The sequence below is a fragment of the Mesorhizobium sp. WSM4983 genome (assembly GCF_029625765.1).
GTDB lineage: Bacteria > Pseudomonadota > Alphaproteobacteria > Rhizobiales > Rhizobiaceae > Mesorhizobium.
Genome location: NZ_JARTVM010000001.1, coordinates 221,184 through 247,211, shown reverse-complemented (window position 1 = coordinate 247,211; position 26,028 = coordinate 221,184). Strand labels below are relative to the sequence as shown.

Here is a 26,028-nt window from a genome sequence, read left to right as displayed (position 1 = left end):
CTGTGTAGGAAATGCAGGGGAGGCGGCTTGGCCGTCTCCCCTGTTGCATGAGAAGTGGAGGGACGGAATGAGCGGTTTTGTGCTGGCCATCGACCAGGGAACGACCTCGACCAGGGCGATCGTCTTCGACAGCGAAATGAAAGTCGCCGGCACGGGCCAGCAGGAATTCACGCAGCATTATCCGGCTTCCGGCTGGGTCGAGCATGATCCGGAAGACATTTGGGCAAGCGTGCTCGCGACAGTGAAGGCGGCGCTGAAGGCTGCCGGTTGCGCAGCATCGGATATGGCCGCGATCGGCATCACCAACCAGCGCGAGACGGTGGTCATCTGGGACAAGGCGACGGGAAAACCGATCCACAACGCGATTGTGTGGCAGGACAGACGAACCGCGCCGCTTTGCCAGAAGCTCAAGAAGCAAGGGCTGGAGAAGACGTTCACGAAAAAGACCGGGTTGCTGCTCGATCCCTATTTCTCCGGCACCAAGATCGCCTGGATGCTGGACAAGGTGAAGGGCGCGAGAAAGCGCGCCGAGAAAGGCGAATTGCTCGCCGGCACGATCGACAGTTTTCTCATCTGGCGCCTGACCGGCGGCAAGGTACACGCCACCGATGCCACCAACGCCTCGCGCACGCTGGTCTACAACATCGAGAAGAATGTCTGGGACGACGAGCTGCTGTCCATCCTGAACATACCGGCCGCGGTCCTGCCGCAGGTGAAGGACTGCGCCGATGATTTCGGTGTCACAGAAAAGAGCCTTTTCGGCGCCGAGATGAGGATTCTCGGGGTCGCCGGCGACCAGCACGCAGCGACCATCGGCCAGGCCTGTTTCGAGCCGGGCATGATGAAGTCCACCTACGGCACCGGCTGCTTCGCGCTGCTGAACACCGGCGCCGATCTGGTGCGCTCGAAGAACCGGCTCTTGACCACCATCGCCTATCGGTTGAACGGCAAGACCACCTATGCGCTGGAGGGCTCGATCTTCATTGCGGGTGCCGCCGTGCAATGGCTGCGCGACGGCATCAAGGTGATCGGCAAGGCCGAGCAGAGCGGCGCGCTGGCGGCGACCGCCGATCCGGCGCAACAAGTCTATCTGGTGCCGGCCTTTGTCGGCCTGGGCGCGCCGCACTGGGACGCGGATGCCCGCGGCGCGATCTTCGGCCTGACGCGCAATTCAGGCCCGGCCGAGTTCGCGCGCGCGGCGCTCGAATCCGTCGCCTTCCAGACGCGCGACCTGCTCGACGCCATGCGCAAGGATTGGAAGGGCGCTTCCGCCAAGACCGTGCTGCGGGTAGACGGCGGCATGGTCGCATCGGATTGGACCATGCAGAGGTTGGCCGACATCCTCGACGCGCCGGTCGATCGGCCGACCATCCTGGAAACGACCGCGCTGGGTGCCGCCTGGCTTGCCGGATCCAAAGCCGGCGTGTGGCCGAAGGCGAAGGAGTTTGCCAAGACCTGGGCTCTCGATAAGCGCTTCAAGCCGGATATGGACGCCGCCACCCGTTCCGCCAAGCTGAGTGGCTGGCGCGACGCAGTGCGCAGGACGCTGAGTGTGCAATGAGGGGCGCGGGAGACACGGCAAGGCGAGGGGGCATGAAGCATCCGGACTGGTACCCCGCATGGCGTGACGAGGCTTTCGACCAACTGAACGCCAAGAACCATCGTTTGGAGGATGAATTCCGCCTCGGCAGCTGGCAGCGCTACGACTATGACTTAACCACCGGAAAACTGCTTTTTTCGGCAGATGGTGTCGTCAAGGTGGTCGCTCACATACAGATTGCCGGCTCTACAAGCGCCAAGGCGGACAACTGGCTATGGGCTTGGGCAAATTCAAATTTGCCGGGCGACCTTCTCAGCGACGCCAAACTGGTTCGGTCATTCGGCGAGGAGAAGGGCATAGACGAACTGGCGCAGGCTTATGTGCTCGACGTGGCCGATGACCTCGAAGCGCTTGGTTGGGGACTGACCGGTGCCATGGTTCGGATTTGCAACGCGCTCGGAGCCTATCGCTCACCGCGAGGGGAAGGCGGGGGCCTGTACCTGATATTGAAAAGCGTCAACTGGGCCAGCTGAATGGACAGAGAGCCCGTGCCTTGCGGCACGGGCTCGGTCAACGACCCTGGATACTGACTGGAGGCTGTCAGTAGGGCGAAACGCACTGCTGACGCGGGCCGTTGTAGGGCTGGAAAGTGTTGTCCGAGGCGCGATAAGACCGATAACGGTCATAGCACCACTGCACATGCGCATCGCCGCCACGATAGACGCGGTTCTGGCTGTTGATGATGGCGCCGGTAATCAGCGCGCCGGTGGCGAAGGCAGCGAGCGGGAACCAATAATCGCCATGCCGGCGATAGCCGCGGCGATATTCACGGTAGCCGCGATGGCCATTCCAGTAGACGACGCCGTCCCGACGCGAGAAATCGCGGTTGAAGCTGCGGTGTCGTCTCCAATCTCGATACTGCACGGTCTGGACATCCGACCAGAGGCCCTGGGATTGTGGCACATAGGCCGGCTGAGCGTTGACCGGCACCATCTCCGCCGCGATGAACGACGCCGAGAGGGCGGCTGCCATCAGGCCTGATGCGATCCTTTTCATCGATGTACTCCTCAAGGGTTTGGTAATCGTCCCTGTGTTGCGAAACGAGCCTGGGTTGCAATGGTTCCCGCATCTCCATCAACCTGTTGTTATCGTAGGGCTTTCTGAAGCGGCCCGGGTCCGGGTGATTGGTGGAGGCACCGAACGCTTCTCCCGGCCACCTTAAGCGCTCCCTTGGAATCCGTTCAAAAATCCGCCTTGGAAGCCGGTGTTTTTCCGGTTGACCGGTCGCGGCACTCTCCCTATGTTCCGCGCAATTTCGAGGGCGGCGTTTTGAGCCCGCGGGAGCGCGTAGCTCAGCCGGTAGAGCAACTGACTTTTAATCAGTAGGTCATGGGTTCGAATCCCATCGCGCTCACCAAATTTCCAAGCCATTTCAACGAGATAAGCTTTGGCTGCGAAACGGGCAGACCGCTTTTGACGCCCCGCTTTACCTGTGGCTGCCCAATTCGTGATTGGGACCGAGAAAGCCCGGCAGCCGAAACGACCCGACCAGGTGGCATCTGGTCTTCCTGTCTCGTTTCAGGACGGGAATGCTTGGCATCGGCTTTGCACCCAGACATGGCCGGCTTGATCCCCGGCAGCTCGTCGGGCTTGAAGGCCGTTGTTGGGGGCCTCGCCCGGCGAGTTCTTCCCAAAGCGACCCTGCCGGCGCCGCTGCTGCCTTCCGCCTAGGCTCAACAGCCTTCCGTGAATTCTGACTGCCAGGTTCCGCAAGATCGCTTGCGCAGAGACACTCATGCTCGGCATGCGGCTTGCGCGGGCAGGACGGTTGCGCGATGCTGCGGTTGGGGAGTGGTGTCGCAATATCGATTCTGTGGAATCACCACTATGTTCGTTGACTACTATGAGCTGCTCGAGATCAGCCCGAACGCCAATTCGGAAACGATCGAGCGGATATTTCGTTACTTTGCCATGCGCTACCATCCCGACAATCGGGATACCGGCAATGAGTCACGCTTCAGCGAAATCGTAGAAGCCCACAATACGCTCAAGGATCCAGTCAAACGCGCCCAATACGATGTCCAGTATAGAGACCATTTGAGTGTTCGCCGCGAGCTCGCCGAAGAAGCCAGCGATGCCAAAGGGCTTGAACGGGACGTTGTCATCCAGGCCAAGCTGCTGTCGCTTCTCTATGTAAAACGTCGACAGGACGTCAACAATCCTGGCATCGGCGATGAAGAGCTCGAACGCTTGTCGGGCTGCCCGCGAGAACATCTGGAATTTCATCTTTGGTATCTGAAGGCAAAGAGCTGGATAGCAAGGATCGAAAACGGGATGTTCGCGATCACCGTAGACGGCATCGATCGCGCCAATTCAGAGCATGGCCGTGAAACCGTCGCAACCAGGCTGCTGGATCATGCAACTTGACGATGCCCTCTGATACTGCCGGCTGATCGGTTGCTTTTACATTCGCGATTGCTTGTGTTCGAATTCCGCCGGGGCCATGGTTGCCCGGCGAGTAGGATCGATCCGGTGTGGGCCGGCCGCGCCATGCCTGGTTCCGTGCAACCTGGCAGGTAGCGTCAGGATGGCGGCCCAAGGGGAGGATAAATTGCCCGAGAAGAAGGTGATTGCCGTCAAAGACTGGACTTGCGCCATGAGTGACGAACTCGGCCGCGTGGCCCTGACCGTCAATCCGACAGACGGTGAGCCGATCCTGGTCTTGCTGACGATCTTTCAGGCGGCAAAGATGGGGCGCGAGCTGCAGTCGCCGAAACGCGTTCAGTTTTCCATCTAACTGGGGATCGAGACGTCGGCAAAGGCTGGAGCGGCACCCCAACCTTGTCGCCAGGCGGGGTGGCGGCTAAGCTCGATCCTTCCCGAAGGAGAGCTCGACCATGGCACTTGACCTTTCGGTGGATGCTTCAGCCGCTAAAGCGGCGACGCTGCCTGGCAAATATCTGTTTGGCCCGGTCGCCGATTTCCTCATGCTCGGCGGCAGCGCGTTTCTGATCCTGCCCATCCTGTTCCTGGTGCCGCTCGAATATGAAGGCCTCGTCGCTGCAACCATGGTCGTCGTGGCATATCTGGTCAACTACCCCCACTTCGCCCACTCGTACCAGATTTTCTATCGCAATTTCGGGCGCAAGGTGAGGGGCAACGGATACGAGAAGAGCCTGCAGCTTCGCTATATTTTCGCGGGCATCGTCGTCCCCCTGATCATGGCCGCGTTCTTTGCATATGGCGCGGCAAGGGCGGACACTCGGCTGCTGGGATACGCAGCCAACGCCATGTTCTTCTTCGTCGGTTGGCACTACGTCAAGCAAGGCTACGGCATGCTGATGGTCGACGCCGTGCTGAAGCGTAAATTCTTCGACGATCGTGACAAGAAGGTGCTGCTGGTCAACAGCTATGTCGTGTGGATCCTGGCATGGCTCCAGACGAACACGGCGGTGACCCAGGGGAAATATTACGGCCTGGAATATTACACATTCGCGGTCCCTTCCTGGATAACCAACATTGCCCTGCTGGCGGCCGTCGCCTCGACGGCGGCCACGGTTCTGATGCTGATCAACCGCTGGCACAGAAATGGTCATGCGCTGCCGTATAACGGCATCGTAGCCTATGTCGCGTCGCTCTATCTGTGGATCCTGATTGCGAGGATAAACCCGCTCTGGCTGCTAGTGGTGCCGGCGCTCCACTCGCTGCAGTATCTGGCCGTGGTCTGGCGCTACCAGACGAACGTCGAGCGCGACGTCGCGGATGCCGCACAAAATCCGCAACCGAAGGTACTGTCCTTTCTCGGACCTCTCTACAGGCTTAGGGTTCTGGGATTCATCGTCGGGGGTGGTGCGCTCGGATATCTCGGCTTCTGGCTTATGCCGATGGCGATGACTGCCTTGATCCCCTACGACAAGCAAGTCCTCGGGTCCTCGCTGTTCTTCTTCATCGTGCTGATCTTCATCAACGTGCACCACTATTTTCTGGACAACGTGATGTGGCGCCGAGGCAATCCTGAAGTGTCCAAATATTTGTTCCGCTAACGCTGAAGCCGCAGGTCGGAGCAGCAGCCGGGTTCACGCCACCAGCGACACGTTCCCGCCGGCATGGCGCTCGAGGCGTCCGGCGAGGTCGAGCTCCAACAGCACCATGGCGATCTGCGCGGCGCTCAAGCCTGTGTGGCGGATGATCTCGTCGACCGCGATCGGCGTCGGGCCGAGCGCTTCCAGCACGTCGGCGCGTTCGTCGTCGCCGGGCGGCGGCATTGCCGACAAGTCGGGCGCCTCGGCGAGCGGCATGGTCCTTGGCGGGCGAGTGCCAGCCAGCGGTGCCAGCGCGCCCAGAATGTCGGCCGCTTCGGTGACGAGCGTGGCGCCGTCCTTGAGCAGCGCATTGCTGCCGGCGGCACGCGGGTCGAGCGGCGAGCCCGGAACCGCGAAGACCAGTCGGCCCATCTCGCCGGCCAGCCTGGCGCTGATCAGCGAACCCGAGCGCTGTGCGGCTTCGACCACGACGAGCCCGAGCGCAATGCCGGCGACGAGGCGGTTGCGGCGCGGGAAATCCTGCGCTCGCGGCTGCCAGCCGAAGGGCATTTCCGAAACGATGGCGCCGCCGCGCTCGGCGATGTCGTCGCACAGACCGGCATTTTCCGGCGGGTAGGGCACATCGAGGCCGCCGGCCAGCACTCCGACCGTGCCGGTCGAAAGGCTCCCCTGATGCGCCGCGGTGTCGATGCCGCGTGCGAGGCCGGAGACGATGGCGTAGCCCTCGCGACCGAGGTCGCTCGCCAGCATTCTCGCCATCTTGATGCCGGCGAGCGAGGCGTTGCGGGCGCCGACGATCGCCACCGCAGGGAGACGGAACACCGCGCCTTCACCCTTCACCGCCAACAGCGGCGGCGGGTTGTCCAGGGTCTTCAGCAAAGCGGGATAGTCTGCTTCGCCGATGCCGACGAACCGGGCGCCGGCGCGCCGGGCCGCTTCCAACTCCGCCTCGGCTTCGCCGGCGGAGGGAATGCGAGCGATGCGGTTGGCGCCGCCCGAGATCATCAGCTCGGGCAGCATTTCGAGCGCGGCTTCGGCCGAGCCGAAGCGATTGATCAGTTCGCGAAAAGAGGCAGGGCCGACGTTCGGCGTGCGGATCAGGCGAAGCCAGGCAAGCCGTTGCCGCTCGCTAAGGCGCGGGCCGGTGACCGGAGCACTCACCCCTTCGCCCCGATCTTGCCCTCGGTGCCGGCGAGCAGCCGCGAGATGTTGGCGCGGTGCTTGACGAAGACGATCAGGCTCATCAGCGCGAACAGGCCGGCGATCTGAGGCGTGCTGATGAAGTAAAGCGCGATCGGCACGACCACCGTCGCCGCGAGCGCCGCGAGCGAGGAGTAGCGGAACAGGAAGGCCATGGCGAGCCAGACAACGGCGAAGACAACCATGCCCTGCCAGGCAAGCCCGAGCAGCACGCCGAGGTAGGTGGCGACGCCCTTGCCGCCCTTGAATCCTAGCCAGACCGGAAAGAGATGGCCGAGGAAAGCGCCGAAGCCGGCGAGCAGTCCGAAGTCCGGCGAGAAATGTCCGGCGATCAGCACTGCCGCGGTGCCCTTCAGCGCATCGAGCAGCAGCGTCGCAGCGGCGAGCCCCTTGTTGCCGGTGCGCAGCACATTGGTCGCGCCGATGTTGCCTGAACCGATCTGGCGGACATCGCCGAGACCGGCCGCGCGGGTAATCAAAAGCCCGAACGGGATCGAGCCGAGCAGGTATCCGAAGATCAGTGCGAGCCCGTAACCCATTGTCCCCCACCTATTTCAGCCGATCCAGCTGCTTCCGGCTTTGGTCGATTGATGTTCAGGCCGAAAACACTGTGCGGCCCGCTACCATGGTTTGCAAGACTTTGCCCTGAAGGCGCGCGCCTTCGAAACAGGTGTTCTTCGACCGCGAGTGCAGGCCGCTCTCGCTGACGATCCAGGGCTCGTCAAGATCGACCAGCGCAAGATCGGCCGCGGCACCCGGCTTCAGCGTGCCGCCGGGCAGGCCGAACAGTCTTGCCGGCGCGGTGGACAGGGTCTCAACCAGCCTGAGCAGCGGCACATCGCCATTGTGGTAGAGCCGAAGTGCTGCGCCAAGCAGCGTCTCCAGCCCGATCGCCCCGGCGGCGGCATCCGCGAAAGGCAGTCGCTTGGTATCGACATCCTGCGGGTCGTGCGAGGAGACGATGAGATCGATCGTGCCGTCCTTGATCGCCTCGACCATCGCCATCCGGTCGTCCTCGGCGCGCAAGGGCGGGGTGAGCCGGAAGAAGGTGCGGTATTCGCCGACATCGTTCTCATTGAGCGACAGATTGTGGATGGCGACGCCCGCCGTGACATTGGCGCCGTCGGCCTTTGCCCGGCTCACCGCGCCAACCGCCATCGCAGTCGAGATCTTGGCGGCGTGATAGGCGCCGCCGGTCAGCCGCGCCAGCGCCAGGTCCCGCTCCAGCGGGATGAGCTCGGCCTCGCGCGGGATGCCGGAAAGGCCGAGCCAGCTCGCATAAAGGCCCTCGTTCATCACGCCGGCCGAGGCAAGGTCGGCATCCTGGGTTTCATGCGCGATCACGCTACCGAAATCGCGGGCATAAGTCAGCGCGCGGCGCATGACCAAGGCGTTGGCGATCGTGTGTCGACCATCGGTGAAGGCCACGGCGCCGGCTTCGCGCAGCAGGCCGAACTCGGTCATCTCGCGGCCGTCGAGACCCTTGGTGATTGCCGCCGCTGGGAAGATGTTGACGCTTGCGGTGTCCCTTGCCGTGCGCAGCACGAATTCGACCAGCGCCACATTGTCGATCACCGGATTGGTGTCAGGCATCATGACGATGGAGGTGACGCCGCCGGCTGCCGCAGCGACGCTTGCCGAGGCGATGGTCTCGCGGTGCTCACCGCCGGGTTCGCCGATGAAGACGCGGGCATCGATGAGACCCGGAATAATCGTCTTGCCGGCGCAGTCGATGACGACAGCGCCTTCGGGCGCGCCCTGGTTCAGCGCCGCCTTGCCGGCGGCGACGATCCGGCGGCCGTCGACGATTACCGCACCGATCTCGTCGACACCGCGCGAGGGGTCGACGATGCGGGCCTTGTTGAAGACCGTCACGCTCATGCGCCGCGTCCCTCCTGGTTGCGACGCGGGTCTAACAGCGCTTGCATAACCGCCATGCGCACGGCTACGCCCATCTCGACCTGTTCCTGGATGACGCTCTGCGGCCCGTCGGCGATCTCCGAGGCGATCTCGACGCCGCGGTTCATCGGCCCGGGATGCATGACCAGCGCATCCTCCTTGGCCGCTTTCAGCTTCTCGGCGTCGAGGCCGAAATAGCGGAAATATTCGCGGATCGACGGCACGAAGGCGCCTTCCATGCGCTCGCGCTGCAGGCGCAGCATCATCACGACGTCGGCGTCCTTCAGTCCTTCCGCCATCGAGCGCGACACGATCACGCCCATCCTGTCGATGCCCGCGGGCAGCAGCGTGGAGGGCGCGACCACCCGCACCTGCGCGCCGAGCGCGTTCAAGAGCATGATGTTGGAGCGGGCGACGCGCGAATGCAGAATGTCGCCGCAGATCGCCACGATCAGCTTCGACAGCGGTCCCTTGGCGCGGCGTATGGTCAGCGCGTCGAGCAGCGCCTGCGTCGGGTGCTCATGCGCGCCGTCGCCGGCGTTGACCACCGAGCAGCCGACCTTTTGCGCCAGAAGCGCTGCCGCGCCCGCCGACTGATGGCGGATGATCAGGATATCCGGACGCATGGCGTTGAGCGTCATGGCGGTGTCGATCAGGGTCTCGCCCTTCTTCACCGAAGAGCTCGCCACCGACATGTTCATGACGTCGGCCCCGAGCCGTTTTCCGGCGAGCTCGAAGGACGATTGCGTGCGGGTCGAGGCCTCGTAGAAGAGGTTGATTTGTGTCCGGCCGCGCAGCGTCGAGGTCTTCTTTTCAGATTGCCGCGAGATCGAGACGGCCCGGTCGGCGCGATCGAGCAACAGCTCGATATCAGCGGGGGAAAGATCGCGGATGCCTAGAAGATGGCGGTGAGGGAACAGCGGCAGGGACGAAGCGTCGGTCATCTCAAGGCGCTGCTATAGGGTGCGGTCCGGCCAGCCGCAAGCGCCAGCTTTGGATTGCGCGCGTTCTCCCCGGTATTTTCGTCGCGCGCCTTGCATTGCTTGGCTATAAGGCCCGATGGCTTCGGATTCGCGACCGCGGCCTTGAGATGGTAAGGACCTCTCTGCCAACTGAAGGATTGGGCGTGACCGACGAGGTGATCAACCAGCCGCCGCCACTGACGGGCGGCAACGCATGGCGGGGCGATCCGTTGCTCATCCAGCTTGCCGAGCGTTTTTCCGATTCCGTCCGCAAGGATCTGGACGGGCTCGGCAGGTTCGTCATGACGCAGGAAGCACAGGAACTTGCCCGGCTCGCCAACACCGACACACCGAAGCTCAGGACGCATGACCGCCAGGGCCGACGCGTCGATCTGGTCGAGTTTCATCCCGCTTATCACGCGCTCATGCGACGCTCGGTTGCCGGCGGCCTGCATTCCTCGGTTTGGGAAAACGGCGATGCCGAGATCGGCCGCCGGCATCAGGTGAGGGCGGCGCGCTTCTACCTGACCGCGGAGCTCGAGACCGGACATCTTTGCCCCATCACCATGACCAGCGCTTCGCTGGCGGCGCTGATGGCGAGCCCAAAGCTGTTCCGCGAATGGGCGCCGCGCGTGACAACGCGCAAATACGACCAGAGCCAGAAGCCGCCGGTGCAAAAGACCGGGCTTACCCTCGGCATGGGTATGACCGAGAAACAGGGCGGCACCGACGTGCGCGCCAATGTCACAAAGGCCGAGCGCGCGGGAAACGGCTTCTATCGGCTGACCGGGCATAAATGGTTCATGTCGGCGCCGATGTCCGACGCCTTTCTCGTGCTCGGCCAGGTGCCGGAAGGGCTTTCATGCTTCCTGGTTCCGCGCATTCTGGGCGACGGCTCGGGCAATGGCTTCCGTTTCCAGCGCCTGAAGGACAAGCTCGGCAACCGCTCCAACGCCTCGTCGGAGGTCGAGTTCGCCAATGCCATCGGCGAGATGGTCGGCGAGCCGGGCGCCGGGATCAAGACGATCATGGACATGGTCACGCTGACCAGGCTCGACTGCGCCGTCGCTTCGTCAGCGCTCATGCGCGCCGGGCTGGCCGAAGCCGTCCACCACGTGCGCCATCGCCAGGTGTTCGGCACCAGTCTGGTCGATCAACCGCTGATGCAGCGGGTCCTTGCCGACATGGCGCTCGACGTTGCCGCCGCGACGGCGCTGTCGTTCCGGCTGGCGCGTTCCTTCGACGAGGCGGCGAGCGATCGCGGCGAGGCGGCCTTTGCACGCGCCATGACGCCGGTGGTCAAATACTGGGTATGCAAGATCGCACCGGCCTTGCTTTACGAGGCGATGGAGTGCCTCGGCGGCAACGGCTATGTGGAGGAAGCGCCGCTTGCTCGCTATTACCGTGAGGCTCCGGTCAACGCGATCTGGGAAGGCTCCGGCAACGTCATGGCGCTCGACGTGCTGCGTGTGCTTGGCCGCGCGCCAGGCCTGTTCGAGGAGGTGCTGGCCGGCATCGACCGCGACCTCGGCGCCGGCGGGCGGGGCACCATCAGCGTGCTCAACGCGGCCATGCAGGTGGCTTCGACCGACCAAGGCTCGGCGCGCCTGCTGACCGAACAGCTGGCACTTTCGGCGGCGGCGGCGGAGCTGCGCCGGCTGGGGGCAGGGCGGATCGCCGACGCCTTCGTCGAAACAAGACTCGGCGGCCAATGGCGCACCACCTACGGCATGCTCGATTCGCGCCATGACGCGCGCATGATCATCGACACGCTTTACCCGCCGCTGAATTGAGCGGCCTGAAAGGCGTTCGATCGCCGGCCTGTGGATTGCCGTTAACCTTAACGAATGGTTTCCGTTGCGGGGAGGCTTCGCGGAGCCCACTCTGTCCACCGGAGTAGGGAAATGTTAACCATGACGATCCCGTGCTCCCAGGCAGGAAGCGCATGCGGCACGTTTTGACATCATTTCTGGCCTTGCATTGGGCGGTCGTCTTCGCCCTGCTGGCCTATATCTGCATGGATGGCAATCGCGGCATCGCGTCGGCGCTCGGCGTGCTTGGCGTCTCGCTGCAAAGCAGCCGTTTCCCGGATCTCGATCATGCTCTCGTCGTGGCGCCGCTCGCGGTCGCTCTGCTGATCGTCGCGCTGCTGTTCTGCTGGGCCTTCGTCGAGACGCTGCTCAACATCGCGACAAGGCCGGATGCGGGCGATACGGTGGTGCGGATAGCCTTCATCTGCGCCTCCTTCCTGCTTTCGGTGATTCTCGTCGGCGGCGCCGCGCAAGGCATCAACGGGTTGTTCATGGTCGTCGCCATCCAGATGACGGCGCTGCTCGCCTCTTATGTCGCGGTGCTCGCCGAGCGACGCTCGGCTCTCGCCGCGGTGACCTTGCATGAAAGCGAAGCCAGCCTGGTTCCCCATCGCATGGCGGCGGGCGTCGCGCACAGCTCGCTCCTGTCCCGCATCTCCAGCCGGCCGGAAACCAGACCCGGAGGTCGCCGCTGATGCGCGCCTTGTTCGCATTCTGGGCGGCTCCGCTGGTCCTGTTCTGGAGCTGGTTCTTCCTGTCTCTCAACGACATCAATTTCGGCTACGTGATGCTCAGCCGCCAATTGCACGACCTGGTCTTCCAGCTTTACGGCCAGATGCTCGGCGTCGATCCGGGAATCATCCCCGGTATGGTGGCGCGGGCCTGTGTGTTCGACAGTTTCCTGCTGCTCGGGCTGGTGGCATTCCGCCGCCGGCGCCAAATCGCCGAATGGATCAGGCGGCGCCGGGAAGGCCCTGTCAGCCCTGATCAGCTTGGCCGAGCGACTGGAGTCGGTCCAACGCTCCCTGCAGAATAAAGGCCGCCGCCGCCGAATCGATCTTGCCGGCGCGCTTCTTGCGCGAGAAATCCATCTCGATCAGCGTCCGTTCCGCCGCGACCGTCGACAGCCGCTCGTCCCACAGCACGAAGGGCAGGTCGGACAAGGCGGCCATGTTGCGCGCGAAGGCGCGGGACTTCTGGGCGCGCGGACCTTCCGATCCGTCCATGTTGACGGGAAGGCCGAGCACGATCGCGCCGACATTGTCCTTCTCGAGCTGAGCCAGCAACTGGGCGGCATCGAGCGAAAACTTCTTGCGCAGGATGACCGGGCGCGGATGGGCGAAGGACAGGCTTCGGTCCGACACCGCCACGCCGATCGTCTTGTCGCCCAGATCAAGCCCGGCGAGCGTGCGGCCGCCCGCGAGAAGTGCCGGCAATTCCTCGATGCTTATGATGCCCAACCGCTCGTCCTGGTTAGTCGCCGCGCGGCTTTTTGATCGGCCGCGGGACTTTCAATTTGCTTTCGGCGTTCTATCCTCCGGCAACGAGAAAATCGAGGAATTCCTTCATGAAACTGACCTGGTATGGACATTCGGCATTCCGCATCGAGACCAACGACGCCAAGATCCTCATCGACCCGTATCTGGTCGGCAATCCGTCATGGACGGGCGGCTGGGAAAATCCAGCCGAAGGGGTGACGCATGTTCTTCTGACCCATGGCCACAGCGATCATATCAGCGGCGCCGCCGAGGTGCTGAAGAAGAGCGGCGCCATGCTTGTCGCCAATTTCGAGATCTGCATGTATCTCGTCGGCCAGGGCGTCAGCGATAAGAAGATAAATCCCGGCAATATCGGCGGTACCGTCGATTGCGGTCCCTTCACCACCACTTTCGTCCAGGCTTTGCACTCCTCTTCGTTCGGCGGACAAGACGGCACCAACACCTATCTCGGCAATCCGGGCGGGCTCGTGCTGCATTTCCCGCAGGACAAGACGCTCTACCACATGGGCGACACCGACATTTTTTCCGATATGGGGCTGATCAACGAATTGCATGAACCGAAGATCGGCATCGTGCCGATCGGCGATCGCTTCACCATGGGCGGCGCGGTGGCTGCCCTAGCCTGCCGCCGCTTTTTCCGCTTCGATACGGTCGTTCCCTGCCATTTCGGCACCTTCCCGATGATCGACCAGACCGCCGACAAATTCGTCGCCGGCATGGAGGGATCCGGCGTCAAGGTGGCGCTGCCCGAGATCGGCAAGGCGATCACGGTCTAGGCGTTCGCCCTATGTAGTAGGGTACACTACCTAGAGCGGCGCCCGAAGCACCGCATCCCGGTCGGCGGCATGATCTATGTTGCGCCGCAAGCGCGGCGCCGCTATAGCCCGCACTGGTTTTCCCGAGGCAAATAGACATGTCCGTTGATCTTCAGACCGTGAAGCGCGTCGCGCACCTTGCCCGCATTGCGGTGAGCGAGCAGGATGCCGAGCGCATGACAGGCGAGCTGAACGCCATCCTTGGCTTCGTCGAGCAGTTGAACGAGGTGGACGTCTCCGGCGTCGAACCGATGACTTCGGTCACGCCGATGGAGATGAAGAAGCGGCAGGATATGATCACCGACGGCAACAAGGCGGTCGACATCGTCGCCAACGCGCCGGCCACGGAAGAGAATTTCTTCCTCGTTCCCAAGGTCGTGGAGTAAGGGCAGGATGGCCGTCGAAATCGGCGTCGAGACGCCCTTGCAGGACGACGTGCGCGCGCTAGTCGCAGAACTCAACACCGCGCTGCTCGAACTGACGCCGCCGGAACATTGCTATCACCTCACCGTCGAGCAGATGGCTGGCCACGACACGACCGTGTTCGTCGCCCGCGACGCTGGCCTTGCGGTCGGCTGCGGCGCGCTGAATCGTCATGCGGACGCGGTCGGCGAGGTCAAGCGCATGTACACGCGGCCCACGCATCGCGGCCAGAAGATCGGTGCCCAAATCGTTGCGCGGATCGAGGGTCTGGCGCGGCAGGAAGGCCTGAAGCGCCTGGTTCTGGAGACCGGCGATCGCCACCCTGCCGCCTGGGCCGTCTACGAACGCGCCGGGTTTTCGCGTTGCGGCCCGGTGCTGGATTATCCCGACTCGGAATGGTCGGTGTTTTACGAAAAGAGCCTTACCTGATGAGCGACCTCACACATCTCACCATTTCCGAGGCCCGCGCCAAGCTGCGCGGCAAGGAGATTTCGGCTGCCGAGATCACCGAAGCCTATCTCTCGGCGATCGAGCGCGCCAATCCGGTGCTCAATGCCTATGTCGCGGTGACCGGCAACAAGGCGCGCGAGATGGCCAAGGTTTCCGACGCGAAGCTCGGCAAGGGCGAGGGCGGGGCGCTCGAAGGAATTCCGCTCGGCATCAAGGATCTGTTCGCCACCGAAGGCGTCCACACCCAGGCCTGCAGCCATGTGCTCGAGGGTTTCCAACCGCGCTACGAATCGACCGTCACATCCAATCTGTGGGCCGACGGCGCCGTTATGCTCGGCAAGCTCAACATGGACGAGTTCGCCATGGGCTCCTCCAACGAGACCTCCTATTACGGCCCGGTCATCAATCCTTGGCGGCGCTCGCGCCTCGACACGGTGGTGACGCCGACGACGCATCAGGGCGACGGCGGGTTTGTCTCGGCCGGCGGCGCGAAGACCGCGCGGACGTTGGATAACGCCCAGCTGGTGCCGGGCGGCTCCTCCGGCGGATCGGCTTCCGCGGTCGCCGCCTTCCTCTGCGCCGGCGCCACCGCGACCGATACCGGCGGCTCGATCCGCCAGCCGGCAGCCTTCACCGGCACCGTCGGCATCAAGCCGACCTATGGCCGCTGCTCGCGCTGGGGCGTGGTCGCTTTCGCGTCCTCGCTCGACCAGGCCGGTCCGATCGCGCGCGATGTGCGCGACGCCGCGATCCTATTGAAGTCGATGGCCTCCTCCGACCCGAAGGACACGACGTCGGTCGATCGGCCGGTGCCGGACTACGAGGCGGTGATCGGCAAGCCGATCAAGGGCATGAAGGTCGGCATTCCGAAGGAGTACCGCGTCGACGGCATGCCCGAGGATATCGAGGCGCTCTGGCAGAAAGGAATTGCCTGGCTGAAGGATGCCGGGGCGGAGATCGTCGATATCTCGCTGCCGCACACCAAATACGCGCTGCCGGCCTACTACATCGTGGCGCCGGCCGAGGCCTCGTCCAACCTCGCCCGCTATGACGGCGTGCGCTACGGGTTGCGCGTGCCCGGCAAGGACATCGTCGACATGTATGAGAAGACGCGCGCCGCCGGCTTCGGCCCCGAGGTTAAGCGCCGCATCATGATCGGCACCTATGTGCTTTCCGCGGGTTACTACGACGCCTACTACCTGCAGGCGCAGAAGGTGCGCACGCTGATCAAGCGCGATTTCGAGACCGTTTTTGCTGCCGGTGTCGACGTCATCCTGACCCCGGCCACACCGTCGGCTGCCTTCGGCGTCGCCGACGAGGACATGAACGCCGATCCAGTGAAAATGTATCTCAACGACATCTTCACCGTGACGGTGAACATGGCCGGGTTGCCGGGGATATCGGTGCCCGCCGGCCTTGACCGCAAAGGCCTGCCGCTCGGCCTGCAGCTCATCGGCAGGCCGTTCGACGAGGAAACGCTGTTCCAGACCGCCCACGTCATCGAACAGGCCGCGGGCAGGTTCCAGCCGGACAAGTGGTGGTAGCGTTGTCCCTCATCTAGTCCGTTAGCGTTGTGGCGTCCTTTGCGCGTCCAAACGGACGCGCGGCGCCGTAATGGGGTGAGGGATGTTCTATTATCTTTCCAAGATCCTCTGGTTTCTCGTCCAGCCGCTCAATCTGGCGATCTTCCTGCTGCTCGCCGGTCTGCTGGCGGCGCTCTCCCGCCGCCCTCGGCTGGCCGGCACCGGCAGCGTGCTCGCCTTCCTGATCCTCGCGCTTTCGGCCTGGACCTCGCTTGGCGCAATGCTGCTCAATCCGCTGGAGGAACGCTTTCCCAAGCCGCCGCTGCCGGACAAGGTCGACGGCATCGTCGTGCTCGGCGGCGCTTTCGAGGGCGCGATCAATCTGGCGCGCGGCGGCTATGAGCTGAACAGCGGCGGCGATCGCATGGTCGAGACGGCGATCCTCGCTAGGCGTTTTCCGCAAGCGAATGTGGTCGTCTCCGGCGGCAATGGCGAGCTTTTCCTCGACGGCGAGGGCGATGCCGACACCGCGCCGCGCCTGCTTGGCGCGCTGGGGGTCGCGCCCGATCGCCTGATTCTTGAGAACAAGTCCCGCAACACGTACGAAAATGCAGTCTTCACCCGCAGGCTGGTCGAGCCGAAACCGGGCGAGACATGGCTGCTGGTGACGTCTGCCTTCCATATGCCGCGCGCCAAGGCGCTGTTCGACAAGGCCGGTTTTCCAACCGTCCCTTGGCCGGTCGATTACCGGACCTCAGGCAAGGAAGGCATCGGTCTGTTCCGCGACAATCCGGCCGATTCGCTGCAGGCGACCACCATGGCGATCCGCGAATGGATCGGGCTCTCCGCCTATTGGCTGTCGGGCCGCATCGATCAACCTTTCCCGGCGCCGGGCGGCTGACCGAGCACTGCCTGGCGCGCGGCCGAGAAAAACTGGCGCCGCACAAGCACGGCAAGCAGCACCAGCGTCGACAGCACGAACACCGTCGGGCCGACGAACGAGCCGAGATAGCCGATCGAGAAGAAGACGGCGCGCAGGCCGGAATTGAAATGCTTGCCGGCAAGCACGTTCATGCGGGTGGCCCGCCACACCGCCGCCCCGCTAACCGGATTGCGCGAGGCCTCGCCATGCGGGACCGGCACGGCACCGATCAGGATCGAGCAGTAGTTGAACAGCCGGTAGGCCCAGCCGAATTTGAAGAAGGCAAAGGCGAGGATCAGCACCAGGCCGAACATCTTGGTCTGGAAGGCTTCGCGGGAGGATGCGGAGGCCAACGGCAGGTCAGCCATTATGGTTAGAACCCGGTCGGAAGCCCCGAGAAGGGCAAAGCAGCCGCCGAGCGCGATCAGAGAGCTCGAGGCAAAGAAGGCGGTGCCTTGCTGCAGCCCGGACATGATGGCGGTGTCGACTATGCGCACCTCGCGCTCGGCCATGTTGCGCATCCAGGCTTCGCGCTGAGCGTTCATGGCCGTGGTCAGCGACACGCGGCTAACGAGCTTGCCGTCGGAGGCCAGCGTATGCAGCACCCAGACGACCAGGAAAAAGGCCAGAGCGGCCAGGTCTGTCGCCGAAAGATGAAGGGAATCGCCCATACGTTCTTTTACCACAGGCCGGGCGCTTCGACGGCGGAAGCAAGCGGTACATGTCGCTGCCGGAGCAAACAAGGTCGGCTGACGCCGCGCCGCGACATGCAAAACAGCGGAAACATCGCGAGAATTCCTATATGTAAGTTTTGAGCGGCCTCCAGGAGACAGCGGCGCGTGTTCCTTTCGGTTTTCGACCTGTTCAAGATCGGCATCGGTCCATCGAGCTCGCATACGATGGGGCCGATGACGGCTGCCCGCCGTTTCCTCGACGAGATCCTCGCCGACGACTGGCCGCGCCCGGCCGGCGTCAAGGTCGATCGCATCGGCGCCAGCCTGCACGGCTCGCTCGCTTATACCGGCATCGGCCATGGCTCGGACCGCGCCGTCATCCTCGGACTGGCCGGCGAGACGCCGCAGACGGTCGATCCGGATGAGGCGGATAGCATCGTTGCCCGCATCGGAACGGAGAAACGGATTCCGCCGCCTGGGCATCCGGCCTACCGCTTCGACCCGGCCAAGGATCTGGTGCTCGACCGCAAGACGCCGTTGACCGGCCATGCCAACGGCATGGTCTTCTATGCCTACGATGCGTCCGACCGGCTGCTGCTCAAGCGCATCTATTATTCGATCGGCGGCGGCTTCGTCGTTTCCGAGGAAGAGTTGCAGCGCATGAAGTCCAAGGGCTCGGTAACGACGGAAGGCAAGAAGGTGCCTTATCCCTTCAAGAACGCCGTCGAGATGCTTGCGATGGCGGCCAAGAGCGGGCTTTCGATCGCCGAGATGAAGCGGTCCAACGAGGAAACGCATATGTCGCGCGAGGAGCTGGACGCCGGCCTGGACGCGATCTGGAGCGCCATGAAGGGCTGCATCGATCGCGGGCTGTCGCAGGACGGCATCATGCCGGGCGGACTGAAGGTGCGGCGCCGCGCACGCCAATTGCATGACAAGCTGCAGGAACAGTGGCAGCAGAACCGGCCCAACCCCTTGCTCGCCAATGACTGGCTGTCGATCTATGCCATGGCGGTGAACGAGGAGAACGCCGCCGGCGGGCGCGTGGTGACTGCGCCGACCAACGGTGCCGCCGGCACGCTGCCGGCAGTGCTGCGCTACTGGCTGCATTTCCATCCCGAAGCTGACCAGCCGAGCATCCGCGACTTCTTGCTGACGGCCGCCGCCGTCGGCGGCATCATCAAGTCAAACGCTTCGATCTCGGGCGCCGAGGTCGGCTGCCAGGGCGAAGTGGGATCCGCTTCGGCAATGGCGGCGGCCGGGCTTTGCGCGGTCATGGGAGGCACTCCGGAGCAGGTCGAGAACGCCGCCGAAATCGCGCTCGAGCACCACCTCGGCATGACCTGCGATCCGGTCGGCGGCCTGGTGCAGGTGCCCTGCATCGAGCGCAATGCGCTGGGCGCGGTCAAGGCGGTGACAGCCGCCTCGCTCGCCATCAAGGGCGACGGGACGCATTTCGTGCCGCTGGATGCTGCGATCGAGACCATGCGCCAGACCGGTCTCGACATGAACGAGAAATACAAGGAAACCAGCCTCGGTGGACTCGCTGTCAACGTGGTCGAGTGCTGACCTTGCCCTTTCCACCGGCGGGCTTGGTTTGCCGAAGCGATCGAAACGGCCACGCTGGCCTCATGATTTGGCTGCAGTCGGCCTGTGCATAATCCCGCTTGGCGTTGAATGCCTCCGGCGCTGTCGCTAGATTGCGGGCATGTCTCTGAATCTCGTCAAACTCTGCGTCGGCTGCGACAGCGTCGAGGACCTGGAAGAGTGGATCGCCTTCCGTCTCGACGAGCGGTGCCGCGCCGGCGAGCCGGCCGAGCACTGGCACACCACGCGCATGGTGCCGACGCGCGGTGGGGAGATCACCGATGGCGGCTCGCTCTACTGGGTGATCAAGGGCAACGTCCAATGCCGGCAGCTGATCACGGAGATCCGGCCTTTCGTCGACGGCGAAGGCATCGGCCGCTGCCATCTCGTGCTCGATCCCGAAGTGGTGCGCACCGACTGGCAGCCGCGCCGCGCCTTCCAGGGCTGGCGTTATCTTAAGCCCTCCGATGCGCCGGCCGATCTCGGCAAGGGCAGGGCCGCATTGGCCGAGATGCCGCCGAAACTGCGCCTGGAGCTTGCGGAACTCGGCCTGCTGTAGGACTGCAGGTCCTCATCTTCCGCTTGCTGGCCCTTCGAGCGGCCCGGCGTGGGGCTTGCAAGCACCGCCCCTGCGCCACATCTTGATTTCGATGCACAATCATTTGGATGGCGGTGCAAACTGATGGGCGTGATCATCGCATTGGCAGCCGTGCTCCTGGTGCTTTTCGGCGCCGCGACAATCTTTGTGCGTGCCGACGCAGCGAGGATGGCGGACAGTCTCAGAACGCTTGGGCCCGCGCTGTTGGGCCTGATCGGCGCGACGATGCTCGTGGTCGGCCGCAGCAGCTTTGGCGGCCTGCTGATGATTGCGGCTGCAGGCTGGTATGCCTGGATGCGGGCGAGGCGACCGCCACCGAAACTTGTCGCGGCCAAACGCTCAACCGTGCGCACCGCGGCTCTCGAAATGGAGCTCGACCACGACAGCGGCAAGCTCGAAGGCCTTGTTCTCGCCGGCCATTATGAGGGGAGAATGCTGAGCGCCATGGAGATCGCCGAGCTGCAGCAACTCCATGTCGAGCTGCGGCCGGACCCGGAGAGCCGCCAACTGCTAGAGACGTATCTTGACGGCCGTTTTCCCGTCTGGCGCAAGGACGCGCAGCCGGACAGCGGCGAAGGGCTGGGTGTTGCGCCAGGTGCGGGCGCCATGACTAAGGAGGAGGCCTACAAGATCCTTGGTCTTGAAGCGGGGGCTGCCGCGGCGGATATCCGCAAGGCGCACCTCCGCCTGATGCAGCGCCTGAACGCCGATGTCGGCGGCACGTCTGTCCTGGCGGCGCGGATCAATGAAGCCAAGGACGTCTTGCTCTCCAATCACGACTAGTCTCCTTCGACGCGGAACTTCCCGGGAGGTTCAAAAGCCGCCTATTGCTGGACGGCGTAGCACTCGATCTTCTTTCGCTTCAGGGCGTCGCACGCTTTCCAGGCCGCGTCCTTCGAGCCGAAACCGCCGAAGCGGGCGCGGTAGTAGGTGACGCCGCCCTTGTCGAACGCGACCGTGAAGCCCGATGCGTCGGCCAGCACCTTCGGCGCCTGCTTGGTCGTCTTGTCGAGAAGCGCCTGAGCCCCCGATTGCGTCGGCGAGGACGCGACCTGCACCACCCATCCCGACGGCAGCGAGGCCGTCTTGACCGGATCGATGGCCGGGGCGGCGGCTGCGGCCGGCTCGGCGTAAGCGGCAACCGTCTGGGACGTGGCTTCGGGCTGTGATGCGGTTTCGGTCTCTGAGGTGGTTTCTTGGGGCGCGGGTGCCGGAGCCATGGCGGCCACCGCAACCGTCTTCACCTTCCTGACCTGGATCACCGGCTTGGTTTCCTCAGCGACCGGCGCGCTGTCATCGGCTGACGCGACTTCGGTGTCGTCGACAGCCGGTTTTTCGTCCGGAGTCGGCGCGTCATGCTTGGGCAGGAGGACCTTGGCCAGAGCCTTGATCGGATTGCCGCCGCCCGCCTTGGCGATCAGGTTGCCGCCGCCGCGGGTCGAGGCGCGCGGCAGATAGGTGTTGATCAGTGAAGCCATCTGGTTGTCGCGGCTGCGGCCGGAAGCGCCGCCCATCACCACTGCGACGAGGCGGCGATCGCCATCGGCGACTGAGGAGACCAGGTTGTAGCCGGAAGCGCGCGTGTAGCCGGTTTTGATGCCGTCGACACCCTTGATGCGGCCGAGCAGGCGATTATGGCCGTTGATGCGCTGGCGGCCATAGAGGAACGAGCGCTGCGAGAAATAGCCGTAATATTGCGGGAAGTGCTCGCGGAGCGCGATGCCGAGCATCGCCATGTCGTGCGCCGTGGTGAACTGGCCCGGATCGGGCAGGCCATTGGCATTGCGGAAGACAGTGCCGTTCATGCCAAGCTGGCGTGCCTTGGCCGTCATCATGCGGGCAAAATTGTCTTCGCTGCCGCCGAGCAACTCGCCCAGCGCGGTCGCCGAGTCGTTCGCCGACTTCGTCACCATCGACAGGATCGCGGTCTCGACCGGCACCGACCCGCCGGCGCGCACGCCGAGCTTGGTCGGCGGCTCGGACGCGGCATGGGCCGAGAACGGCACCGGCGTGTTCTTGCCGATCCTGCCCTTCGCCAATGCCTCGAAGGTGAGGTAGAGCGTCATCATCTTGGTGAGCGAAGCCGGATAGCGCCGGCCGTTGGCGTCGGCCGAATAAAGCACCCTTCCGGTCTTGGCGTCGACGACAATCGCGGCAGACTTTGCCGCCATCGCGGAGGCGACATCGGCGGTGACAATCGTCACCGCGAGCGCGGCAATCATGATCGCCTTGAAGGAGAACGAAGATTTGGAGACGAAGCCCGACAACGCCTGACGCACCGTTACTTACCCTGAATTTTCGTTGCCCCGGAGGCGGCAGAGGGGTGCCTGCCTCACTTCCGGCCAAGCTATCGCGGTCAGCGTTACCAATCCGTTTATGGTAACCGCCGCGTTCACCATTTTCTGGCGATTTGAGCCTCTGTTTATTCGAACTTTAGCGGTCGCTGTCGCGCGGAGCCCTTGCGGCTCAAGGCAATCTTGACTTTTGTGCAGCGCACAATATATTCCGGTGCATTGCACAAGGGCGCCCGGGGCTAAATGGGCGTTTCAACCAAGGGAAGGCATGAAATGACCCAGACCTATGAGGACTTCGCGAAATACGGCAAGGAGTTTGCCGACACCGGGCTGAAGAGCTTTGCCTCGCTCACCAAGGGTGCGCAGGCGATCGCCACCGAAGCCGGCGAATACACCAAGAAGAGCTTCGAGGCCGGCAGCGCCGCCTTCGAGAAGCTGTTCTCGGCCAAGTCGATCGAGAAGGCCATCGAGATCCAGACCGACTACGCCAAGCAGAGCTACGAGAGCTTCGTGGCCGAGGCCAGCAAGATCGGCAATCTCTATGCCGAGCTCGCCAAGGAAGCCTACAAGCCTTTCGAATCGGTCGTCGCCAAGGCGAAGTAATTTCGTCCGATCACATCGGGCAGGCTAGCCGGCCCGCAAAAACAACCCGGTCGCGGAAGCGCGGCCGGGTTTTTTCATGCGCCGCCGCAACCACCCGCGCCTTGCCGCATTCACGATTGAGAAATTCGCTGAAGTTTGCGTACCTAGCCATATTGTCAGCTAAACAGAAGGGCTTAAAATCGGCCATCGAAGACCTACATGTTGAACTCGCATGAGGATTCGAAAAGGCAGGACTACGTGACGATCGGTTTGACTGCCACGGCAGGCGTGGTGCGAATGCAAGGTGACGGCGACCGCAACGATCCCGGTCGCGGCACGGCGGTCATCACGCGCACCAAAACCAAGACAAAAAAGCCCAGCCTCTACAGGGTCCTCATCCTTAACGACGACTACACTCCCATGGAGTTCGTGGTCCACGTCCTGGAGCGTTTTTTCCAGAAGGACCGCGAGGCCGCCACACGCATCATGCTGCATGTTCATAATCATGGAGTGGGCGAGTGCGGGGTCTACACATTCGAGGTGGCCGAGACCAAAGTGTCTCAGGTCATGGATTTCGCCCGACAGAATCAGCATCCGCTGCAATGCGTGATGGAGAAGAAGTGAGGTAACATGCCGGCTTTCTCCCAAGGCCTGGAAAAGGCGCTACATCAGGCGCTGACATTCGCCAACGAGCGGCATCATGAATATGCAACGCTCGAACACCTGCTGCTGGCGCTTATCGACGACACCGAGGCGGCCGCGGTGATGCGCGCCTGCAATGTCGATCTCGACGAGCTCAAGCACACCGTTCTGACCTATATCGACACCGAGCTCGACAATCTCGTCACCGGTTACGACGAGGATTCGAAACCGACCGCCGGGTTCCAGCGCGTCATCCAGCGCGCCGTCATCCATGTGCAGTCGTCCGGCCGCGAGGAGGTGTCCGGGGCCAATGTGCTCGTCGCAATCTTTGCCGAGCGCGAAAGCCATGCGGCCTATTTCCTGCAGGAACAGCAGATGACCCGCTACGACGCGGTCAACTACATCTCGCACGGCATCGCCAAGCGCCCCGGCGCTTCGGAGTCGCGTACGCCGCGCGGCGCCGACGATGAGCAGGGCGGTCAGAACGGCGCCGAGCCGCAGGAAGACGGCGGCAAGAAGAAGCCGCAGGACGCGCTGACGGCCTACTGCATCAACCTCAACAACAAGGCCAAGGCCGGCAAGATCGATCCGCTGATCGGTCGCGAGAGCGAGATCAATCGCACCATCCAGGTGCTGTGCCGCCGCTCCAAGAACAACCCGCTCTATGTCGGCGACCCAGGCGTCGGCAAGACGGCGATCGCCGAGGGCCTTGCCAAGCGCATCGTCGAAGGCGACGTGCCCGAGGTGCTGCAGGACGCCACCATCTTCGCGCTCGACATGGGCACGCTGTTGGCCGGCACGCGCTATCGCGGCGACTTCGAGGAGCGGCTGAAGCAGGTCGTCAAGGAGCTCGAGGACTATCCGGGCGCGGTGCTGTTCATCGACGAGATCCACACCGTGATCGGGGCAGGGGCCACGTCCGGCGGCGCCATGGATGCGTCCAACCTGTTGAAGCCGGCGCTGTCGTCCGGCGCGATCCGCTGCATCGGCTCGACAACGTACAAGGAGTTCCGCCAGTTCTTCGAGAAGGACCGCGCGCTGGTGCGGCGCTTCCAGAAGATCGACGTCAACGAGCCGACCATCGAGGACGCCATCGAGATCATGAAGGGCCTGAAGCCCTATTTCGAGGAGTTCCACAAGGTCCGCTACACGAGCGAAGCGATCAAGGCTTCGGTGGAGTTGTCGGCCCGCTACATCAGCGACCGCAAGCTGCCGGACAAGGCGATCGACGTGATCGACGAGACCGGCGCCTCGCAGATGCTGGTGCCTGAGGCCAAGCGCAAGAAGACGATCGGCATCAAGGAAATCGAGGCGACGATCGCCACCATGGCGCGCATCCCGCCGAAGACGGTTTCGGCGGACGACGAGAAGGTGCTGCAGGGTCTCGATGTCGAGCTGAAGCGCGTCGTCTACGGTCAGGATACCGCAATCACAGCGCTGACGTCGGCGATCAAGCTGGCGCGGGCGGGCCTGCGCGAGCCGGAGAAGCCGATCGGCTCCTACCTGTTCTCGGGGCCGACCGGCGTCGGCAAGACGGAAGTGGCCAAGCAACTCGCGGCCTCGCTCGGCGTCGAGCTGATCCGCTTCGACATGTCGGAATATATGGAACGCCACACCGTCTCGCGGCTGATCGGCGCACCTCCCGGCTATGTCGGCTTCGACCAGGGTGGACTGTTGACCGACGGTGTCGACCAGCATCCCCATTGCGTGCTGTTGCTCGACGAGGTGGAGAAGGCGCATCCGGATCTGTTCAACATCCTGTTGCAGGTGATGGACCATGGCAAGCTGACCGACCACAACGGCAAGCAGATCGACTTCCGCAACGTCATCCTGATCATGACGACCAATGCGGGCGCATCGGACGCTCAGCGCGCGGCGATCGGCTTCGGCTCGACCAAGCGGGAGGGCGACGACGTCGAGGCTATCAACCGGCTGTTCACGCCCGAATTCCGCAACCGTCTCGACGCGATCATTCCGTTCGGCTCGCTGCCGATACCGGTGATCCATCAGGTGGTGCAGAAATTCGTCATGCAGCTCGAGGCTCAGCTTTCCGAGCGGGGCGTCACCTTCGACCTGTCGCCGGACGCGATCGCCTGGCTGGCCGACAAGGGCTATGACGAGCGCATGGGCGCGCGTCCGCTCGGCCGCGTCATTCAGGAGCACATCAAGAAGCCGCTGGCCGACGAGGTGCTGTTCGGCAAGCTGAAGAAGGGTGGCACGGTGCGCGTCACCGTCGAGAAGAAGGAAACCGGCGAGACCGGCCTGAAGCTCGAATCGTTGGCCGATGAAGCTCCGGTGAAGCCGAAGAAGGAAGAGCCGGAGGACGCGCCGAAGCCGAGGAAGGCGGCGGCGAAGAAGCCTGCCGCCAAGAAGGCCGTGGCGCAGAAGCCGGAGCCGAAGGGCAAGGACGGCGGCAAGCGAAGCCTGGTGCCACAGCTGCCCCGCAAGGGCTGATCGACCTGAAGCGCGTCCCGCTGAAACGGATTCAGGCGGCGCGCGCTAGGTGCTTGTTACCAAAACGGCCGCCCGTCTTTGGGCGACATGCATTGCAGTCAAAAAGCCCC

Annotated in this window: 28 protein-coding genes and 1 tRNA gene; 20 read left to right on the top strand and 9 right to left on the bottom strand. The window is 63.6% G+C overall.

All coding sequences use genetic code 11. From position 1 onward, the window contains the following. Nucleotides 1-67 precede the first annotated feature (67 nt). A complete protein-coding gene (glpK, locus tag P9254_RS01330; RefSeq protein ID WP_067319790.1) occupies nucleotides 68-1,561 on the top strand; it encodes a glycerol kinase GlpK in 1,494 nt (497 codons plus the stop codon). Between the two features lie 32 nt (nucleotides 1,562-1,593). Further along, the gene (locus P9254_RS01325; RefSeq protein ID WP_067319793.1) at nucleotides 1,594-2,073 is read left to right on the top strand and encodes a DUF6882 domain-containing protein; all 480 of its coding nucleotides are present in this window, start codon (nucleotides 1,594-1,596) and stop codon (nucleotides 2,071-2,073) included. 67 nt (nucleotides 2,074-2,140) lie between these two features. On the opposite strand, the gene P9254_RS01320 is transcribed toward P9254_RS01325, so the two are convergent. Next, nucleotides 2,141-2,596 (bottom strand): BA14K family protein, encoded by a 456-nt coding sequence (locus P9254_RS01320; protein WP_066992550.1) that lies wholly within the window; start codon nucleotides 2,594-2,596, stop codon nucleotides 2,141-2,143. 285 nt (nucleotides 2,597-2,881) lie between these two features. Here P9254_RS01320 and P9254_RS01315 point away from each other — a divergent pair. The 4 genes from P9254_RS01315 (at nucleotide 2,882) to P9254_RS01300 (ending at nucleotide 5,583) form a co-directional block, all read left to right on the top strand. Continuing rightward, nucleotides 2,882-2,957, top strand: a tRNA-Lys gene (locus tag P9254_RS01315). Nucleotides 2,958-3,427: 470 nt separating this feature from the next. Continuing rightward, nucleotides 3,428-3,967 (top strand): J domain-containing protein, encoded by a 540-nt coding sequence (locus P9254_RS01310; protein WP_278054126.1) that lies wholly within the window; start codon nucleotides 3,428-3,430, stop codon nucleotides 3,965-3,967. Between the two features lie 184 nt (nucleotides 3,968-4,151). Further along, entirely contained in the window at nucleotides 4,152-4,337 is a 186-nt protein-coding gene (locus P9254_RS01305) for a hypothetical protein (RefSeq protein WP_066992556.1), read from the top strand. A gap of 100 nt (nucleotides 4,338-4,437) precedes the next feature. Beyond that, nucleotides 4,438-5,583 carry a hypothetical protein gene (locus P9254_RS01300; RefSeq protein WP_095800784.1) on the top strand — a complete coding sequence of 382 codons (1,146 nt, stop codon included), beginning with the start codon at nucleotides 4,438-4,440 and terminating at the stop codon, nucleotides 5,581-5,583. A gap of 33 nt (nucleotides 5,584-5,616) precedes the next feature. Here the strand turns inward: P9254_RS01300 and dprA are convergent, their stop codons facing one another. The 4 genes from dprA to P9254_RS01280 are packed head-to-tail and all read right to left on the bottom strand — an operon-like array spanning nucleotide 5,617 to nucleotide 9,626. Continuing rightward, nucleotides 5,617-6,744: a DNA-processing protein DprA gene (gene dprA, locus P9254_RS01295; RefSeq protein WP_095825355.1), complete on the bottom strand. Its 1,128-nt coding sequence runs from the start codon at nucleotides 6,742-6,744 to the stop codon at nucleotides 5,617-5,619. Continuing rightward, the gene (plsY, locus tag P9254_RS01290) at nucleotides 6,741-7,322 is read right to left on the bottom strand and encodes a glycerol-3-phosphate 1-O-acyltransferase PlsY (RefSeq protein ID WP_067319814.1); all 582 of its coding nucleotides are present in this window, start codon (nucleotides 7,320-7,322) and stop codon (nucleotides 6,741-6,743) included. Before plsY ends, dprA begins: the two co-directional genes overlap by 4 nt. 55 nt (nucleotides 7,323-7,377) lie before the next feature. Continuing rightward, a complete protein-coding gene (locus tag P9254_RS01285; RefSeq protein ID WP_095800782.1) occupies nucleotides 7,378-8,664 on the bottom strand; it encodes a dihydroorotase in 1,287 nt (428 codons plus the stop codon). Next, a complete protein-coding gene (locus P9254_RS01280) occupies nucleotides 8,661-9,626 on the bottom strand; it encodes an aspartate carbamoyltransferase catalytic subunit (protein WP_095777744.1) in 966 nt (321 codons plus the stop codon). Before P9254_RS01280 ends, P9254_RS01285 begins: the two co-directional genes overlap by 4 nt. A gap of 146 nt (nucleotides 9,627-9,772) precedes the next feature. On the opposite strand from P9254_RS01280, the gene P9254_RS01275 reads away from it, so the two are divergent. From P9254_RS01275 to P9254_RS01265, 3 genes are all read left to right on the top strand, one after another. Next, nucleotides 9,773-11,437 (top strand): DNA alkylation response protein, encoded by a 1,665-nt coding sequence (locus P9254_RS01275; RefSeq protein WP_442920287.1) that lies wholly within the window; start codon nucleotides 9,773-9,775, stop codon nucleotides 11,435-11,437. Between the two features lie 152 nt (nucleotides 11,438-11,589). Then, entirely contained in the window at nucleotides 11,590-12,150 is a 561-nt protein-coding gene (locus P9254_RS01270; protein ID WP_278054132.1) for a hypothetical protein, read from the top strand. Then, complete coding sequence (locus P9254_RS01265) at nucleotides 12,150-12,491, top strand: DUF6105 family protein (RefSeq protein ID WP_278054134.1); 342 nt, start codon at nucleotides 12,150-12,152, stop codon at nucleotides 12,489-12,491. Before P9254_RS01270 ends, P9254_RS01265 begins: the two co-directional genes overlap by 1 nt. Here P9254_RS01265 and ruvX read toward each other — a convergent pair. Continuing rightward, the gene (ruvX, locus tag P9254_RS01260) at nucleotides 12,433-12,915 is read right to left on the bottom strand and encodes a Holliday junction resolvase RuvX (RefSeq protein WP_127240656.1); all 483 of its coding nucleotides are present in this window, start codon (nucleotides 12,913-12,915) and stop codon (nucleotides 12,433-12,435) included. The genes P9254_RS01265 and ruvX overlap by 59 nt on opposite strands. 107 nt (nucleotides 12,916-13,022) lie before the next feature. Between ruvX and P9254_RS01255 the strand changes: the two genes are divergently transcribed. The 5 genes from P9254_RS01255 (at nucleotide 13,023) to P9254_RS01235 (ending at nucleotide 17,066) form a co-directional block, all read left to right on the top strand. After that, on the top strand, nucleotides 13,023-13,730 hold the full coding sequence (locus P9254_RS01255) for a metal-dependent hydrolase (RefSeq protein ID WP_278054136.1): 708 nt from the start codon (nucleotides 13,023-13,025) through the stop codon (nucleotides 13,728-13,730). A gap of 137 nt (nucleotides 13,731-13,867) precedes the next feature. Further along, the gene (gene gatC, locus P9254_RS01250; protein ID WP_066992584.1) at nucleotides 13,868-14,155 is read left to right on the top strand and encodes an Asp-tRNA(Asn)/Glu-tRNA(Gln) amidotransferase subunit GatC; all 288 of its coding nucleotides are present in this window, start codon (nucleotides 13,868-13,870) and stop codon (nucleotides 14,153-14,155) included. A gap of 7 nt (nucleotides 14,156-14,162) precedes the next feature. Further along, the gene (locus P9254_RS01245; RefSeq protein ID WP_278054137.1) at nucleotides 14,163-14,621 is read left to right on the top strand and encodes a GNAT family N-acetyltransferase; all 459 of its coding nucleotides are present in this window, start codon (nucleotides 14,163-14,165) and stop codon (nucleotides 14,619-14,621) included. Beyond that, nucleotides 14,621-16,186 (top strand): amidase, encoded by a 1,566-nt coding sequence (locus P9254_RS01240; RefSeq protein WP_278054139.1) that lies wholly within the window; start codon nucleotides 14,621-14,623, stop codon nucleotides 16,184-16,186. The genes P9254_RS01245 and P9254_RS01240 overlap by 1 nt, the downstream gene beginning before the upstream one ends. Nucleotides 16,187-16,268: 82 nt before the next feature. Beyond that, the gene (locus tag P9254_RS01235; protein ID WP_278054141.1) at nucleotides 16,269-17,066 is read left to right on the top strand and encodes a YdcF family protein; all 798 of its coding nucleotides are present in this window, start codon (nucleotides 16,269-16,271) and stop codon (nucleotides 17,064-17,066) included. On the opposite strand, the gene P9254_RS01230 is transcribed toward P9254_RS01235, so the two are convergent. Further along, complete coding sequence (locus tag P9254_RS01230) at nucleotides 17,039-17,758, bottom strand: DUF599 domain-containing protein (protein WP_095800776.1); 720 nt, start codon at nucleotides 17,756-17,758, stop codon at nucleotides 17,039-17,041. The genes P9254_RS01235 and P9254_RS01230 overlap by 28 nt on opposite strands. 168 nt (nucleotides 17,759-17,926) lie before the next feature. Between P9254_RS01230 and P9254_RS01225 the strand changes: the two genes are divergently transcribed. From P9254_RS01225 to P9254_RS01215, 3 genes are all read left to right on the top strand, one after another. Next, a complete protein-coding gene (locus tag P9254_RS01225; RefSeq protein ID WP_278054144.1) occupies nucleotides 17,927-19,330 on the top strand; it encodes an L-serine ammonia-lyase in 1,404 nt (467 codons plus the stop codon). Nucleotides 19,331-19,469: 139 nt separating this feature from the next. Then, nucleotides 19,470-19,907 carry a DUF1489 family protein gene (locus P9254_RS01220; RefSeq protein ID WP_067319848.1) on the top strand — a complete coding sequence of 146 codons (438 nt, stop codon included), beginning with the start codon at nucleotides 19,470-19,472 and terminating at the stop codon, nucleotides 19,905-19,907. Nucleotides 19,908-20,030: 123 nt separating this feature from the next. Beyond that, on the top strand, nucleotides 20,031-20,729 hold the full coding sequence (locus tag P9254_RS01215) for a molecular chaperone DnaJ (protein WP_278054147.1): 699 nt from the start codon (nucleotides 20,031-20,033) through the stop codon (nucleotides 20,727-20,729). Between the two features lie 41 nt (nucleotides 20,730-20,770). On the opposite strand, the gene P9254_RS01210 is transcribed toward P9254_RS01215, so the two are convergent. Then, nucleotides 20,771-22,225, bottom strand: a complete 1,455-nt coding sequence (locus P9254_RS01210) for a D-alanyl-D-alanine carboxypeptidase (protein WP_095825362.1) — start codon at nucleotides 22,223-22,225, stop codon at nucleotides 20,771-20,773. Nucleotides 22,226-22,513: 288 nt separating this feature from the next. Here P9254_RS01210 and P9254_RS01205 point away from each other — a divergent pair, with 288 nt between their 5' ends. Further along, nucleotides 22,514-22,843 (top strand): phasin family protein, encoded by a 330-nt coding sequence (locus P9254_RS01205; protein WP_066992785.1) that lies wholly within the window; start codon nucleotides 22,514-22,516, stop codon nucleotides 22,841-22,843. 10 nt (nucleotides 22,844-22,853) lie between these two features. Here the strand turns inward: P9254_RS01205 and P9254_RS01200 are convergent, their stop codons facing one another. Beyond that, complete coding sequence (locus tag P9254_RS01200) at nucleotides 22,854-23,030, bottom strand: hypothetical protein (RefSeq protein WP_156751000.1); 177 nt, start codon at nucleotides 23,028-23,030, stop codon at nucleotides 22,854-22,856. Between the two features lie 89 nt (nucleotides 23,031-23,119). Here P9254_RS01200 and clpS point away from each other — a divergent pair, with 89 nt between their 5' ends. Beyond that, complete coding sequence (clpS, locus tag P9254_RS01195) at nucleotides 23,120-23,446, top strand: ATP-dependent Clp protease adapter ClpS (protein WP_041000825.1); 327 nt, start codon at nucleotides 23,120-23,122, stop codon at nucleotides 23,444-23,446. A gap of 6 nt (nucleotides 23,447-23,452) precedes the next feature. Then, entirely contained in the window at nucleotides 23,453-25,918 is a 2,466-nt protein-coding gene (gene clpA, locus P9254_RS01190; protein ID WP_066992605.1) for an ATP-dependent Clp protease ATP-binding subunit ClpA, read from the top strand. The last annotated feature ends 110 nt before the right edge of the window (nucleotides 25,919-26,028 follow it).

Bases quoted from the DNA above. Each gene is read 5' to 3' on its own strand.
- P9254_RS01200 (WP_156751000.1), bottom strand. From the start codon at position 23,030: ATGGCCGATTTTAAGCCCTTCTGTTTAGCTGACAATATGGCTAGGTAC.
- P9254_RS01235 (WP_278054141.1), top strand. From the start codon at position 16,269: ATGTTCTATTATCTTTCCAAGATCCTCTGGTTTCTCGTCCAGCCGCTC.
- P9254_RS01310 (WP_278054126.1), top strand. From the start codon at position 3,428: ATGTTCGTTGACTACTATGAGCTGCTCGAGATCAGCCCGAACGCCAAT.
- P9254_RS01270 (WP_278054132.1), top strand. From the start codon at position 11,590: ATGCGGCACGTTTTGACATCATTTCTGGCCTTGCATTGGGCGGTCGTC.
- P9254_RS01205 (WP_066992785.1), top strand. From the start codon at position 22,514: ATGACCCAGACCTATGAGGACTTCGCGAAATACGGCAAGGAGTTTGCC.
- P9254_RS01280 (WP_095777744.1), bottom strand. From the start codon at position 9,626: ATGACCGACGCTTCGTCCCTGCCGCTGTTCCCTCACCGCCATCTTCTA.
- plsY (WP_067319814.1), bottom strand. From the start codon at position 7,322: ATGGGTTACGGGCTCGCACTGATCTTCGGATACCTGCTCGGCTCGATC.
- P9254_RS01255 (WP_278054136.1), top strand. From the start codon at position 13,023: ATGAAACTGACCTGGTATGGACATTCGGCATTCCGCATCGAGACCAAC.
- P9254_RS01320 (WP_066992550.1), bottom strand. From the start codon at position 2,596: ATGAAAAGGATCGCATCAGGCCTGATGGCAGCCGCCCTCTCGGCGTCG.
- P9254_RS01325 (WP_067319793.1), top strand. From the start codon at position 1,594: ATGAAGCATCCGGACTGGTACCCCGCATGGCGTGACGAGGCTTTCGAC.
- P9254_RS01300 (WP_095800784.1), top strand. From the start codon at position 4,438: ATGGCACTTGACCTTTCGGTGGATGCTTCAGCCGCTAAAGCGGCGACG.
- glpK (WP_067319790.1), top strand. From the start codon at position 68: ATGAGCGGTTTTGTGCTGGCCATCGACCAGGGAACGACCTCGACCAGG.
- gatC (WP_066992584.1), top strand. From the start codon at position 13,868: ATGTCCGTTGATCTTCAGACCGTGAAGCGCGTCGCGCACCTTGCCCGC.
- P9254_RS01245 (WP_278054137.1), top strand. From the start codon at position 14,163: ATGGCCGTCGAAATCGGCGTCGAGACGCCCTTGCAGGACGACGTGCGC.
- P9254_RS01215 (WP_278054147.1), top strand. From the start codon at position 20,031: ATGGGCGTGATCATCGCATTGGCAGCCGTGCTCCTGGTGCTTTTCGGC.
- P9254_RS01230 (WP_095800776.1), bottom strand. From the start codon at position 17,758: ATGGGCGATTCCCTTCATCTTTCGGCGACAGACCTGGCCGCTCTGGCC.
- P9254_RS01265 (WP_278054134.1), top strand. From the start codon at position 12,150: ATGCGCGCCTTGTTCGCATTCTGGGCGGCTCCGCTGGTCCTGTTCTGG.
- P9254_RS01220 (WP_067319848.1), top strand. From the start codon at position 19,470: ATGTCTCTGAATCTCGTCAAACTCTGCGTCGGCTGCGACAGCGTCGAG.
- clpA (WP_066992605.1), top strand. From the start codon at position 23,453: ATGCCGGCTTTCTCCCAAGGCCTGGAAAAGGCGCTACATCAGGCGCTG.
- clpS (WP_041000825.1), top strand. From the start codon at position 23,120: ATGCAAGGTGACGGCGACCGCAACGATCCCGGTCGCGGCACGGCGGTC.
- P9254_RS01275 (WP_442920287.1), top strand. From the start codon at position 9,773: ATGGTAAGGACCTCTCTGCCAACTGAAGGATTGGGCGTGACCGACGAG.
- P9254_RS01240 (WP_278054139.1), top strand. From the start codon at position 14,621: ATGAGCGACCTCACACATCTCACCATTTCCGAGGCCCGCGCCAAGCTG.
- P9254_RS01285 (WP_095800782.1), bottom strand. From the start codon at position 8,664: ATGAGCGTGACGGTCTTCAACAAGGCCCGCATCGTCGACCCCTCGCGC.